10 protein-coding genes are annotated in these 13,643 nt (G+C 66.5%); 8 read left to right on the top strand and 2 right to left on the bottom strand.

The window, feature by feature from the left end; genetic code table 11:
- Entirely contained in the window at positions 1–516 is a 516-nt protein-coding gene (locus AC0J42_RS14955) for a 2,4'-dihydroxyacetophenone dioxygenase family protein (RefSeq protein ID WP_473006765.1), read from the bottom strand.
- 280 nt (positions 517–796) lie between these two features.
- Between AC0J42_RS14955 and AC0J42_RS14950 the strand changes: the two genes are divergently transcribed.
- Positions 797–1,186: an NUDIX domain-containing protein gene (locus AC0J42_RS14950; RefSeq protein ID WP_416424331.1), complete on the top strand. Its 390-nt coding sequence runs from the start codon at positions 797–799 to the stop codon at positions 1,184–1,186.
- Positions 1,187–1,388: 202 nt separating this feature from the next.
- Here the strand turns inward: AC0J42_RS14950 and AC0J42_RS14945 are convergent, their stop codons facing one another.
- Positions 1,389–2,261 carry an NAD(P)-dependent oxidoreductase gene (locus tag AC0J42_RS14945; protein ID WP_473006764.1) on the bottom strand — a complete coding sequence of 291 codons (873 nt, stop codon included), beginning with the start codon at positions 2,259–2,261 and terminating at the stop codon, positions 1,389–1,391.
- A 106-nt stretch (positions 2,262–2,367) separates the two neighbouring features.
- Here AC0J42_RS14945 and AC0J42_RS14940 point away from each other — a divergent pair, with 106 nt between their 5' ends.
- The 7 genes from AC0J42_RS14940 (at position 2,368) to AC0J42_RS14910 (ending at position 13,551) form a co-directional block, all read left to right on the top strand.
- Entirely contained in the window at positions 2,368–3,222 is an 855-nt protein-coding gene (locus tag AC0J42_RS14940; RefSeq protein ID WP_473006763.1) for a LysR family transcriptional regulator, read from the top strand.
- Positions 3,223–3,282: 60 nt separating this feature from the next.
- Positions 3,283–3,891 (top strand): dTMP kinase, encoded by a 609-nt coding sequence (locus tag AC0J42_RS14935; RefSeq protein ID WP_473006762.1) that lies wholly within the window; start codon positions 3,283–3,285, stop codon positions 3,889–3,891.
- A 132-nt stretch (positions 3,892–4,023) separates the two neighbouring features.
- Positions 4,024–5,697, top strand: a complete 1,674-nt coding sequence (locus tag AC0J42_RS14930) for an AMP-binding protein (RefSeq protein WP_473006761.1) — start codon at positions 4,024–4,026, stop codon at positions 5,695–5,697.
- 51 nt (positions 5,698–5,748) lie between these two features.
- The gene (locus tag AC0J42_RS14925) at positions 5,749–7,602 is read left to right on the top strand and encodes an ABC transporter ATP-binding protein (RefSeq protein ID WP_416424326.1); all 1,854 of its coding nucleotides are present in this window, start codon (positions 5,749–5,751) and stop codon (positions 7,600–7,602) included.
- A 271-nt stretch (positions 7,603–7,873) separates the two neighbouring features.
- Complete coding sequence (locus tag AC0J42_RS14920; protein WP_473006760.1) at positions 7,874–9,001, top strand: efflux RND transporter periplasmic adaptor subunit; 1,128 nt, start codon at positions 7,874–7,876, stop codon at positions 8,999–9,001.
- A 10-nt stretch (positions 9,002–9,011) separates the two neighbouring features.
- Positions 9,012–12,155: an efflux RND transporter permease subunit gene (locus tag AC0J42_RS14915; protein WP_473006759.1), complete on the top strand. Its 3,144-nt coding sequence runs from the start codon at positions 9,012–9,014 to the stop codon at positions 12,153–12,155.
- Positions 12,145–13,551, top strand: coding sequence for an efflux transporter outer membrane subunit (locus AC0J42_RS14910; protein WP_473006758.1), 1,407 nt, complete (start codon positions 12,145–12,147; stop codon positions 13,549–13,551). The genes AC0J42_RS14915 and AC0J42_RS14910 overlap by 11 nt, the downstream gene beginning before the upstream one ends.
- Positions 13,552–13,643: the final 92 nt, after the last annotated feature.

Below are 13,643 nucleotides of genomic sequence, written 5' to 3'. Positions count from 1 at the left end.
TCAAACGAATAGCGCGGTATTGATCGGCAGGCCGTGCTGCCGGCAATGGCTGACGTAATGGTTGATGAACCAGAACACGTCGGTGGTTTCGGTGTGGTGGCCGTGCTCGTCGAAGAACTCGATGGGCCCGTGTATCCAGAACAGCGCCTTCATGCCGTCGGGGCCTTCGGCGTACAGGGTGTGGGCGGTGCCCGGGGTTTCGTACACGTAGCTGCCGGGGCGCGCCAGCCAGTCATATTCCTCGTAGCCCCAAGTGCCTTCCAGGGTCACTGCCTGCACCGCGGCGCGATGCCGGTGGGTGCCGATGCGCCCGCCGCCCTTGACCCAGAGGATGTTGCAGACGCTGCCGGTGCGCACGTCGAAGCTCAGGTGGCGGATGGCGGCGCTGTCGCCGAAGGGCACCCAGGGCGACTCATCCTCGCCGGTGCCGATATGGCCGCCGTGCAGGCCGAAGCGCTCGATCATGGCGGCGTGGGGTTCTGGGGGGAGCTGGACGATAGAGGGGGAGGTAGGCATGGGACGGTTCCTGCTGATTGTTATTAGGTAGCAGGGCGGTTGCATGGGCTGTGCCAGGCGGGCAGGGGCCCGGATTTGCGAGGGGAAAGGGCGGCGGGAGTTGAGCGGATTGGTGCGGTTTGATGATCAAAAGTGGTGAAAAGGTGAAAGCCGGCAAGTCCTGTAGCCGCTGCCGCCAGGCTGCGCTGGCCCCTGCGTGCGCTGAAGCTCTATCCACGGTCATTTAACCGACACATGTGCAGGCTACAGTGGCCGCAGGGTCAATCATTCGGAGCAGCGCATGAAGGCAATGGACATTGCTACAGCCAGGCGCAAGGGCATCAAGCTTCGCGCCACGGTCATTTATCGCAGGGACGGCGAAGTATTGTTTGTGCGCAAGCGCAACGCGAAGTGGAACCTGCCAGGGGGCAGGGTCGAGGCGGACGAGACGCCGTTGCAGGCGGCGCAACGGGAAATGGCCGAGGAAACCGGCCTGGCCTTCGATGAACTGCGCTACATCTCCGAGTACCGCGAAGACAAGGTCATCCATTACCTGTTCGAAGCGCGCAAGTCGGCTGACAAGCCGCGCCCACTCAACGAAATAGACGCCTGCCGCTGGATCAAGCCCCGTGACGTGGCCAAGCGCCGCGTGCGCCGGCCGATCAAGACCCTGCTCAAGCGCTGCGCATAACACGCCAGCCACCCCCGTAGCAGCTGCCGCCAGGCTGCATCAGGCCGCAAACGCGGTTTGCCTGGCACACCCCGGCGCCTATGACGCGGCCTTTGGCCGCTGCTACAGGGCGCACTTGGTCGCCCGCCAGGCCCGGCGTAGCAGCTGCCGCCAGGCTGCGTCAGGCACACCTCGGCGCCCGTGACGCGGCCTTTGGCCGCTGCTACAGGGGTTCCGCGGCTGGCGGCAGGGCGCATTGGGTTGCCAACGCCGACCAATCCAGCTCCCCAAGGCCTGCGTCCACGCACGCCGCCATGACCTGCTGCACCCGTGCCGCCCCCGGCAATGCCAACCCTTCGGCGCCGGCGGCCTGCAAGGCCAGGCCGACGTCCTTCAACCCCAGGCGCAGGGCAAACCCCGGCTCGAAGCGCTGCGCGACGATGTTGCCGGCGTAGCGCTGGTAGCTGGGGCAGGCGAACAGCGTCTGGGTGACCACGTCGGTGAACACCGCAGGCGGCAGCCCATGGCTGCGCACCAGGGCGCAGGCTTCGGCGATGGAAGCGATGGCCTGGGCGATCATCAGATTGCCGGCGATCTTGGCGATACTCGCCTGGCGCGGCTGCGTGCCAAGGCGCCAGGTGTGCTTGCCGAGGGTGTCGAACAGCGGCTGCACCTGGGCGACGGCCTCGTCCGCACCGGCCGCCAGAATGTTCAACTGCCCCTGGCGGGCCACGGCAGGAATGCCGAACACGGGCGCTGCGACGAAACCGATGTTCGCCTGCCGATGCAACGTCTCCAGTTCACCGACCATCTGGGGGGAAAGCGTCGACATCACCACGTGCACCTTGCACGCGACCCAAGGGTGAATGACAACTGGTGCCAACAGCGTCTGCCGCACTGCAGCGTCATCGGCCAACAGCGTGATCACCACGTCCTGCTCGAACGCCTGCGCCACGCCGGCCAGGGCCCGCACCCGTTCCAGCCCCTCAAGCGCACCGGCGCTGCGGTTCCAGGCGCTGACTTCATGGCCTGCCTCCACCAGCACCGGGAGGATTGCCCGGGCCATGCTGCCAATACCGACGATTGCTACTTTCATGGAAGCTCCGTTGCCTGTGCGTGTGCCGAGCATTGTCGGCGCCCGGCGCCTTGCTTGAGGACTGACAGGGGTGCATATTCGGCGTGCATTTTTGTAAGGGCGGCACATGAACTGGAGTGACATCAGGGTTTTCCTGGCAATCGCGCGGGCCGGCTCCCTGGGCGGCGCGGCGAAGGCGCTTGGCATCAGCCACCCCACGGCAGGCCGACGCCTCAAGGTGCTGGAGCAGGACAGCGGCGGCGCGCTGTTCCGGCGCGTGGGCGAGCGTTTGATCACTACCCAGCTGGGCGACTCGGTGCTGGCGCTGGCCGAGGAAATGGAAGCCAGCGCGCTGGCCATCGACCGCACCCTGGCCGGCAGGCCCCGGGAGGTGGAGGGCATCCTGCGGATATCCTCCGCGGACTGGTTTGCCGCCCATGTGCTCACGCCCGTGCTGGCCGAGCTGAGCCGTCGCTACCCCTTGATCGTGCCCGAGATAATGCCCGGGGCGCGCCAGTTCGACCTGGCCCGGCGCGAGGCCGACCTGGCGTTTCGCCTTGTGCCGTTCACCGAGCCCGACATTGTCCAGCGCAGGGTCATGAACATGGCCTACGGGCTCTACCGCAGTGCCCGCCACTGCGTGCCGTTCGACCCCGGGCAACCTGGCCAGGCGCTGATCCTGATGAACACCGCGCAGCTGCATTACCCCGACGTCGCCTGGCTGCAAGCGACAGTGCCGCACGCCAGGACCGTCGCGCACAGCAGCAGCCGCTCAGTGCAGGCGCAGCTCTGTGCCCAGGGCCTGGGCCTGGCGGTGTTGCCGCGGCCGGTCGGCGACAGCCTGGCGTCATTGACCCGCGTGGCCACCGCCGATCCGCCACCGGCGCGGGACATCTGGATGGGCTACCACCAGGACCTGCGCCGCAGCGACAAGCTGCGGGCCCTGGCCGACCTGGCCGGCGAGATGCTGGCCAGTGGTTAAGGGCGAGGGCGGGCTCGGCGTTTTGATATAGTGCACGGCTGCCTTCCCAGGAACCGCCCCATGAACCGCCCGCTGTTTATCTCCATGGATGGCCCCAAGGGCACCGGCAAGACCACGCTGCTGGAAACGGTGACCCAGGCCCTGAGGGCCACCGGCCAGAAGGTCGCCCGCCTGTGCGAGCGCAATAACGATCCCTACCGGCGCGAGACCATGGCCCTGGTCAACCAGCTTGCTCGCCGGCCGTGCGCGGACCTGGAGTGGCAGGTGTGCGAGCGGCTGGCCCAGAGCCGCGCGTGGATAACCGAGCAGGTGCTGCCCAAGCAGCCGGCCGGCAGCATCATCCTCATCGACCGCTGGTACCCCTCCGATGCCGCATTCCGGCGGCTGGTGCCGTTCGCCGACATCCTGCGCTTGAACCTGGCGCTTGACGTGCGCGTGCCCGACCTGCACATCGGCGTGGTCACCACGCCTGAAATTTCCTGGGCGCGGGCCGCGGCGCGCAGCCGTGGCCTGGGCAGCACGGTGATCCTCGACCAGCAGGAGCAAGTGGCCTGCACCCAGGCGTTCGAACGCGCGGCCGCCGAGCAAGGCTGGCTGGTGTGCCGGAACGAGGGCAGCGTCGACGACGCGACCCTGCAGGTGGCCGCCGCCATCAATCACCTGCTGTAACCCGTCGCATCACGCCCAAGGCGGTTTGACAACAAATCTGCATTCCGTTTACGTTAACGTCACATCTGCACAGGTGGCACATCAAGCAGGAAGCGACATCAGCACACAATAAGCACAACAAAGGTTTACGCCATGAACCCGCTGAGCTATTCCCACGGATCGACACACCCTCCACTGTTCAACCAGACCATCGGCGCGGTCTTCGATGCCACCGTCGCGCGGTTTCCCGAGCGGCTCGCCCTGGTGGTCCACGACCAGGCCGTGCGCTGGTCATGGGCCACGCTCAAGGCCAACGTCGACCGCCATGCGCGGGCGCTGATGGCCCTGGGCATCCAGCCGGGCGATCGCGTCGGTATCTGGGCCTCCAACCGCGCCGAATGGTGCCTGACCCAGTTCGCCTCGGCCAAGGTCGGCGCCATCCTGGTGAACATCAACCCGGCCTACCGGGCCAGCGAGTTCGAATACGCGCTGGCGCAGTCAGGCTGCAGCTGGCTTATCGCCGAAGCCGCGTTCAAGTCCTCCGACTACCACGCGATGATCAACCAGGTGCTGCCCGAGCTGGCCGCTACTGCGCCCGGAACCCTGTGCATCGAGCGCCTGCCCAGCCTGCGCGGGGTGATCAGCCTGGGCGCCGAGCCGCCTGCCGGCATGCTCGCCTGGGCGGCGTTGCAGCAGCTGGCCGAGTCGGTCAGTGACCAAGCGCTGCAGGCCCGCCAGGCCGCGCTGCAACCCAGCGACCCGATCAACATCCAGTACACCTCGGGCACCACCGGCGCGCCCAAGGGCGCGACGCTCAGCCACCACAACATCCTCAACAACGGCTTCCTGGTGGGTGAAAGCCTGGGCCTGTGCGAACAGGACAAGGTGGTGATCCCGGTGCCGCTCTACCATTGCTTCGGCATGGTCATGGGCAACCTGGGCTGCATGACCCATGGCAGCACCATGATCTACCCTTGCGCAGCGTTCGACCCGCTGAAGGTGCTGGAAGTGGTGGCGGCCGAGCGCGCCACCGCGCTGTACGGCGTGCCCACCATGTTCATCGCCCAGCTGGACCACCCCCGGCGCGCAGCGTTTGACCTGTCCAGCCTGCGCACCGGCATCATGGCCGGCGCCGCGTGCCCGGTGGACGTGATGCAACGGGTGATGGAACAGATGCACATGGCGCAGATCCAGATCGCCTACGGCATGACCGAGACCAGTCCGGTGTCGCTGCAGACCGCGGCCCACGACGAGGTGGACAAGCGCGTGGCCACCGTCGGCAAGACCCAGCCGCACCTGCAAAGCAAGATCGTCGACGCCAGCGGCGCCATCGTGCCCAGGGGCGAGGTGGGCGAACTGTGCACTCGCGGCTACAGCGTGATGCTCGGCTACTGGGGCAACCCCCAGGCCACCGCGGAAGTGCTGGACGGCGAGGGCTGGATGCACACCGGCGACCTGGCGACCATGGACGCGCAGGGCTACGTCAGTGTGGTGGGGCGCATCAAGGACATGATTATCCGCGGCGGCGAGAACATTTACCCGGGCGAGATCGAAGCGTTCTACCGCGGCCACCCTGCGGTGGCGGACATCGCCATCATCGGCGTGCCCGACCCCAAGTACGGCGAGGCCCTTGTGGCCTGGGTGCGCTTGCATCCTGCCCAGCATGCCACGCAGGAGGCGTTGAAACTGTGGGCCAGGGAGCGCATCGCTCATTACAAGATTCCGCGGGACTTCACCTTCGTCGAGGCGTTTCCCCTGACTGTCACCGGCAAGGTGCAGAAATTCAAGATGCGCGAAATCACCCTCCAGGCGCTAAAACTCGGCTAAGCCCACCGTTAGATGGCAAAATTGCCGGGAACCGATGATTTGGAGACCCCCATGCTGCGCGTGCTTGAACGATGGCTAGACCCTTTCCCACCCGATGAGCTGCCGCCGCCGCCCGAGGGCCTGGCCCGGTTCATGTGGGCGTGCACGCGCGGCGCGCGGGGCTACGTGCTGGCGCTGGCGCTGCTCAGCGCCGGCGTGTCGATCTACGAAGCCTGGCTGTTCTCCTTCCTCGGCCAGGTGGTGGACCTGCTGTCCACCTGGCAGGCCGGTGGCGACGCCGCCGCGCAAGAGCGCCATGTGCTGTGGGGCATTGGCCTGGTGCTGCTGGCCAGCATCGGCCTGGTGGGGCTGCGCACGATGGTCCAGCACCAGGTGCTGGCCATCAACCTGCCACTGCGCCTGCGCTGGGACTTTCACCGACTGATGTTGCGCCAGAGCCTGTCGTTCTTCTCCGATGAATTCTCCGGGCGGGTGACCACCAAGGTCATGCAGACCGCGCTTGCCGTGCGCGACGTGCTGTTCACCATCATCGAGATCGTGCCGGGCATCGGCGTGTACTTCATCGCCATCATCGCCCTGGCCGGCGCCTTCGACCTCAAGCTGGTGCTGCCTTTCATTGCCTGGATCGTGCTGTTCGGCCTGGCCATGCTGTACTTCGTGCCGCGCCTGGGCAAGGTCGGCCAGGAACAGGCGCACGCGCGCTCGTCGATGACCGGGCGCATCTCCGACGCCTACACCAACATCACCACCGTGAAGCTGTTCTCCCACTCCAAGCGCGAGGCGCAATTCGCCCGCGCCGCCATGGAAGACTTCAAGGACACCGGCTTTCGGCAGATGCGCCTGGTGAGCCAGTTCGAGATCGTCAACCAGACCCTGGTGGTTGCGCTGATCATCGGCGCCGGCGGCTACGCCCTGTGGCTGTGGCACCAGGGCCAGGTCGGCACCGGCGCGGTGGCGGCGATCACCGCCATGGCCCTGCGCATCAACGGCATGTCGCACTGGATCATGTGGCAGATGACCTCGCTGTTCGAAAACATCGGCACCGTGCAGGACGGCATGGCCACCCTCACGCGCGGCCCCAAGGTGCAGGACCGCCCCGACGCCGGCACCCTGGTCACCCGCGGCGGCGCCGTGACCTTCGACCACGTCAGCTTTAACTACAACGGCGAACGCCAGGTGCTCGACGGCCTGAGCCTGAACATTCGCGCGGGCGAGAAGGTCGGCCTGGTCGGCCGCTCCGGCGCCGGCAAATCGACGCTGATCAACCTGCTGCTGCGTTTCTATGACGTCGACAGCGGCACCATTCGCATCGACGGCCAGGACATCGCCCACGTCACCCAGGACAGCCTGCGCAGTGCTATCGGCATGGTCACCCAGGACACCTCGCTGCTGCACCGTTCCATTCGCGACAACATCGCCTACGGCCGCCCCGACGCCACCGACGCGCAAATCCGCACCGCCGCGGCCAACGCCCAGGCCGATGGCTTCATCGCCCAGCTCAGCGACCGTGACGGCCACTCTGGCTACGACACCCTGGTGGGCGAGCGCGGCATCAAACTGTCCGGCGGCCAGCGCCAGCGCATCGCCATCGCCCGGGTGATGCTCAAGAACGCGCCCATCCTGCTGCTGGACGAAGCCACCAGCGCCCTCGACTCCGAGGTGGAAGTGGCCATCCAGGAGAGCCTGGACGAGATGATGCAGGGCAAGACCGTGATCGCCATCGCCCACCGGCTGTCGACGATCGCGGCGATGGACCGGCTGATCGTGATGGATGAAGGGCAGATCATCGAGCAGGGCTCCCACGCCGAGCTGCTGGGGCGCAATGGGGTGTATGCGCGGTTGTGGCAGCATCAGAGTGGCGGGTTTTTGGGTGAGGATCGTGGGGTGGTGGAGGAGGTGGAGTAGGGGGTCGTGCGCCTTGGACGCGGCCTTTGGCCGCTGCTACGGGGATATGACCAAAGGCCAATTATGGAACTCAAGGCTCTAATGAATGGAATTTCACCCAATTAATCTATTTCAGGACGAAGGCTAGAATCCCGCCCCAGCCGTGTGGCCACGCCTGCTGAAGGCCATCACGTTCAACCTTCACACCCATACCCACCTGCGCACGAGCCCGGTTTTTCCGGGCTCGCGCATTCGTGCACCTTGACGAATGCCGCAGGGTCCTGGAGCTTCCATGAAAAGATTATTTCCCCTGGCACTGGCAGCGGGCCTGCCGTTGTCGGCGCTGTTGCTGGCGGGGTGCAGCCCCTCCCAGGCGCAACCCAAGGCCGCCACGGCGGTGAAGGTCGGCTACTACGAGGTGGCCGCCGCGCCGCTGACGCTGACCACCGACCTGCCAGGCCGCACCGCAGCCCTGCGCGTGGCGGAAGTCCGGCCGCAGGTGGCCGGCATCCTGCAGCGGCGCCTGTTCACCGAGGGCAGCGAGGTCAAGCAGGGCCAGCCGCTGTACCAGATCGACCCGCGCACCTACGTCGCCCAGCAAGCCCGCGCGCAGGCCAACCTGCGCAGCGCCCGCAACCTCGCCGAGCGCTACGGGCGCCTGCTGCAGGCCCACGCCGTCAGCCAGCAGCAGTACGACGACGCCGTCGCGGCCTGGAAGCAGGCCGAGGCCGACCAGCGCGTTGCCGACATCAACGTGCAGTACACCCAGGTGCTGGCGCCGATCACCGGGCGCATTGGCCGCTCGGCGGTGACCGAAGGCGCGCTGGTGACTGACGGCCAGAGCAGCGCCATGGCCACGGTCAACCAGCTCGATCCGATCTACGTGGACGTCACCCAGCCCGTGACCCGCCTCCTGGCCCTGAAGCGTGCGCTCAAGGCCGGCGACTTGCAGAGCGCTGGCGCCGACCAGGCCGAGGTAAGCCTGACCCTCGACGACGGCAGCGCCTACCCGTTGAAGGGTACCTTGAAATTCTCTGAGGTCAGCGTTGACCCGGGCACCGGCTCCGTCACCTTGCGCGCGGTGTTCCCCAACCCCGAGCGGGCGTTGCTGCCCGGCATGTTCGTGCACGCCCAAGTGAAGGAGGGCGTGCGCGAGCAGGCCCTGCTGGTGCCCCAGCAGGCCATCGTGCGCGACAGCCGCGGCGTGGCCACGGCCTGGGTCATCACCGCCGACAACCACGTTGAACAGCGCGACCTGCAGACCCTGCGCACGGTCGGCAACGCCTGGCTGGTGGACAGCGGCGTGAAGCCGGGCGAGCGGGTCATCACCGAGGGGCTGCAGTTCGTGCAGGCCGACTCGCTGGTGGACGCCCAGCCAGCGGACAACGTCCAGCTGCACACCGCCCTGACGGCAAACTGAGAGGTCGACCATGTCCCGCTTTTTCATTGATCGACCGATCTTCGCCTGGGTGATCGCCCTGGCCATCATGCTCGGCGGCGTGCTGGCGATCCACGGCCTGCCGGTGAACCAGTACCCCAACATCGCAGCGCCCGCGGTGCAGATCACCGTGACCTACCCGGGCGCCTCGGCGCAGACGGTGCAAGACACTGTGGTGCAGGTCATCGAGCAGCAGCTCAACGGCCTCGATGGCCTGCGCTACATCAGCTCGGCCGCCAACAGCGACGGCAGCGTCGAAATCACCGTCACCTTCGACCAGGGCATCAACCCCGACATCGCCCAGGTGCAGGTGCAGAACAAGCTGCAACTGGCCACCCCGAACCTGCCCGAGGAGGTGCAGCGCCAGGGCATTCGCGTGGTGAAATACCAGGCCAACTTCATGTTGCTGGTCAGCCTCTACTCCAAGGACGGCAAGCTCAACTACGGCGACCTGGGCAACATCATCGTCTCCAGCTTCCAGGACCCGCTGTCCCGCACCCAAGGGGTGGGCGACTTCTACGTCTTCGGCTTCCAGAACGCCATGCGTATCTGGCTCGACCCGGCCAAGCTCAACAGCTACCAGCTGATGCCTAGCGACGTGACGGCGGCCATTGCGGCGCAGAACGTGCAGGTGTCCTCCGGCTCGATTGGTGGGCTGCCGACGCGCAAAGGCGTTGAACTCAGCGCCACGGTCATCGGCAAGACCCGCCTGCGTTCGGCGGATGAGTTCAAGGAAATCCTGGTCAAGGTCCAGCCCGATGGCTCGCAGATCCGCCTGAAGGATGTGGGCGAGGTGGTGCTGGGCAACGAGACCTACTCCTACGACGTCAACTACAACGGCAAGCCCGCCGCAGGCATTGCCCTGCGCCTGGCCACCGGCGCGAACATGCTGGAGACGTTAGAGCGGGTCAAGAAAACCGTGGACCAGCTCAAGCCGTACCTGCCGCCCGGCGTCGAGGTGGTCTACCCCTATGACACCAGCCCCTCGGTCAAGGCCTCGATCGAGTCGGTGGTGCACACGCTGTTCGAAGCCATCATCCTGGTGTTCCTGGTGATGCTGCTGTTCCTGCAGAACTTGCGCGCCACGCTGATCCCGACGCTGGCGGTGCCGGTGGTGTTGCTGGGTACCTTCGGGGTGCTGTACGCCTGTGGCTTTACCATCAACGTGATGACCATGTTCGCCATGGTGTTGGCCATCGGCCTGCTGGTGGATGACGCCATCGTGGTGGTGGAGAACGTCGAGCGGCTGATGGCCGAGGAACACCTGTCGCCGCGCCAGGCCACCTACAAGTCCATGCAGCAGATCTCCGGGGCGCTGGTGGGCATTGCCCTGGTGATCAGCGCGGTGTTCATGCCGATGGCGTTCTTTGGCGGCTCGGCGGGGATCATCTACCGCCAGTTTTCCATCACCATCATCACGGCGATGGCGCTGTCGGTACTGGTGGCGCTGATCTTTACCCCGGCACTGTGCGCCACGCTGCTCAAGACTCACCCGGCGGCCGGCGAGAAGAAACAGAAAGGCTTCTTCGCCTGGTTCAACCGCGTGTTCGAGCGCAACACCGGGCGCTACGAAGCCGCTGTCAGCAGAATTCTGCGCAACCCCCGGCGCACCTTCGTGGTGTATGTGCTGCTGTTGGCCGGCGTGGCAATGATGTTCCGGCACCTGCCCACCGCGTTTCTGCCCGATGAAGACCAGGGGCTGCTGATCGTGCAGATCCAGACCCCGCCCAACAGCAGCGCCGAGCGTACCGAGGCGGTGCTGAACCAGGTGCGTGGCTACCTGCTGGACCACGAGCAGGCCGGCGTGGTCTCGGCGTTCTCCATCAGCGGCTACAACTTCGCCGGGCGCGGGCAGAACTCCGCCGTGGTATGGGTGCGGCTCAAGCCGTTCGAAGCGCGCACCGGCGGCGACAACACGGCGAACGCCATTGCCCAGCGCATCACTCAATTTGCCAGCACCGTGAAGGACGCCAGCATCGTCTCGATCGTGCCGCCGGCGATCATGGAAATGGGCAACGCCACCGGCTTCGACCTGTTCCTGCAGGACAACGGCGCCCGCGGCCACGCCGCCTTGATGCAGGCGCGCAATCAGTTGATGAAGCTCGCTGCCAAGGAGCCGGCATTGGCTATCACCAGGGCCAACGGCCTGGACGACGAAGCGCAGTACCAGGTGACCATCGACGATGAAAAGGCCCGGGCGCTGCAAGTGTCCATCGAGGCCATCGACAACACCATGTCAGTGGCCTGGGGCTCGACCTACGTCAACGACTTCATCGACAAGGGCCGGGTGAAGAAGGTCTACGTCCAGGGTGAAATGGACGCGCGGCTGTCGCCCGAGGACTTCGACAAATGGTACGTGCGCAACGACGCCGGGCAAATGGTGCCGTTCTCGGCGTTCGCCTCGGGCCAGTGGGTGTACGGTTCGCCGAAGCTTGAGCGTTACGGCGGTATTCCGGCGGTGGAACTGCTGGGCCAGCCGGCACCGGGCTACAGCACGGGCGATGCCATGGCGGCCATCGAGCGGGTAGCCGCCCAGTTGCCAAGCGGGTTCGGGGTGTCCTGGACCGGGCTGTCCTTTGAAGAGCGCGCGGCCGGTTCCCAGGCGACGATGCTCTACGTGCTGTCGCTGATGATCGTGTTCCTGTGCCTGGCGGCCATGTATGAAAGCTGGTCGGTGCCGGTGTCGGTGATGCTGGTGGTGCCCCTGGGCGTGCTGGGCGCCGTGGCCGCCACCCTGGGCCGCGGCCTGGCCAACGACATCTTCTTCCAGGTGGGGATGCTGACCACCATGGGCCTGGCCGCGAAGAACGCCATCCTGATCGTCGAGTTCGCCAAGGACCTTCACGACAACCAGGGCCGCACCCTGGTGCAGGCCGCCACCGAAGCGGCACGCCTGCGCCTGCGGCCGATTATCATGACCTCGATCGCCTTCGTCATGGGCACGCTGCCGTTGGCCCGCGCCCATGGGCCAGGCAGCGGCAGCCAGCACTCGATCGGCACTGCCGTGGTCGGCGGCACCCTGGCAGCGACCTTCCTGGCGATTTTCTTCGTGCCGTTGTTCTACGTGGCGGTGATGCAGCTGTTCAAGCCCACGCCACGCCACGCCAACCTGGAAGGGGCCCGCCATGACGCCTAAGCCACTGCTGCTCGCCCTGGCAATGACCTTGGGCGGTTGCAGCCTGATCCCCGCGTACCAGCGCCCGGCCTTGCCGGTGCCCGCGCAGTTCCCCCAGGGTGGCGCTTATGCGGCGCCCGTGGCGGGCAGCGGCGCCCAGGTCAACTGGCAGCGCTTCTTCAAGGACCCGGCGCTGCACCAGCTGATTGACCTCGCCATCCGCCACAACCGTGACCTGCGCAAAGCCGTCCTTAACGTCGACGCCTACCGCGCCCAGTACCGCATTCAAGGCGCTGCACTGCTGCCGGAAATCGGCGTGGACGCCAGCGCGGGTCGCTCACGCACGCCGGCGGACCTGTCGTCCACCGGCCAGCAGCTGACCACCGGCAACAACAGCCTGCAGGTTGGCCTGACAAGCTATGAACTCGACCTGTGGGGCCGCGTGCGCAGCCTGGACAAAAGCGCGATGGAAACCTACCTGGCCAGCGAACAGCACCAGCGCACGGTGCAGCTGGCGCTGGTGGCCAACGTCGCCGTCGCCTACCTGGCGTGGCAGACCGACCAGCAACTGCTCGGCGTTACTCAATCGACGCTGCAGAACTACCGCCACAACCTGGCGCTGGTACAAGCCAGCAGCGAAGCGGGTACGGCCTCGGACCTCGACGTGCGGCAAGCCCGCACGCTGGTCGACAGCGCCCGTGGCCAGCAGCAGGCCTACCTGCGCCAGGTGGCCCAGGACGTCAACGCCTTGCAACTGCTGGTGGGCACGCAGCTGCCGGCAACGCTGCCCAGCGCCAGCCTCGACCAGCAGGTGCTGGCGCCGATTCCCGCCGGGCTGCCGGCGGCCAGCCTGCTGCAGCGGCCCGACATCCAGGCCGCCGAGCACCAACTGCTGGCCGCCCACGCCGACATCGGCGCCGCGCGCGCCGCGTTCTTGCCCAGCATCACCCTGACCGGCAGTGGCGGCACGGCCAGCAGCCACCTCAGCGGGCTGTTCGACAACGGCTCGGCAAGCTGGAGCTTCGTCCCGCAGATTCACCTGCCGATCTTCACCGGCGGCCGCCTGCAGGCCAGCCTCGACTACGCCAACATCCAGCAGGACATCGGCGTGGCCACCTACGAGCAGGCCATTCAGGCCGCGTTCCGCGAGGTGGCGGATGGCTTGGCGGCGCTGGGCACTTGGGACGAGCAACTGCGCAGCCAACAGGACCTGCTGCACACCGCCGAGGCCTATGCGCAGATGGCCCAGCAGCGCTATGACGAGGGCGTGGACAGCTACCTGGTGCTGCTGGATGCCCAGCGCCAGCTGCTCAGCGCACGGCAGCAGCTGCTGACCGACCGCCTGGCCCAGCTCACGGCCCAGGTCCAGCTGTACAAGGCACTGGGAGGAGGGTGGTCGCCGCCGGCGGCCGGTTAACCGGTACCGCGCCCGGGCCTTGCCTGGGCGCATCCCTGGATTGGTGTATGATTTAGCGCTTCACAGGGCAAACGCCCACCTATTGCAGCCTC

It is taken from the genome of Pseudomonas sp. Tav-5-1A (assembly GCF_055755055.1).
Note: the sequence above shows the minus strand (reverse complement) of the source record. Positions and strands in the feature narration are given on the sequence as shown.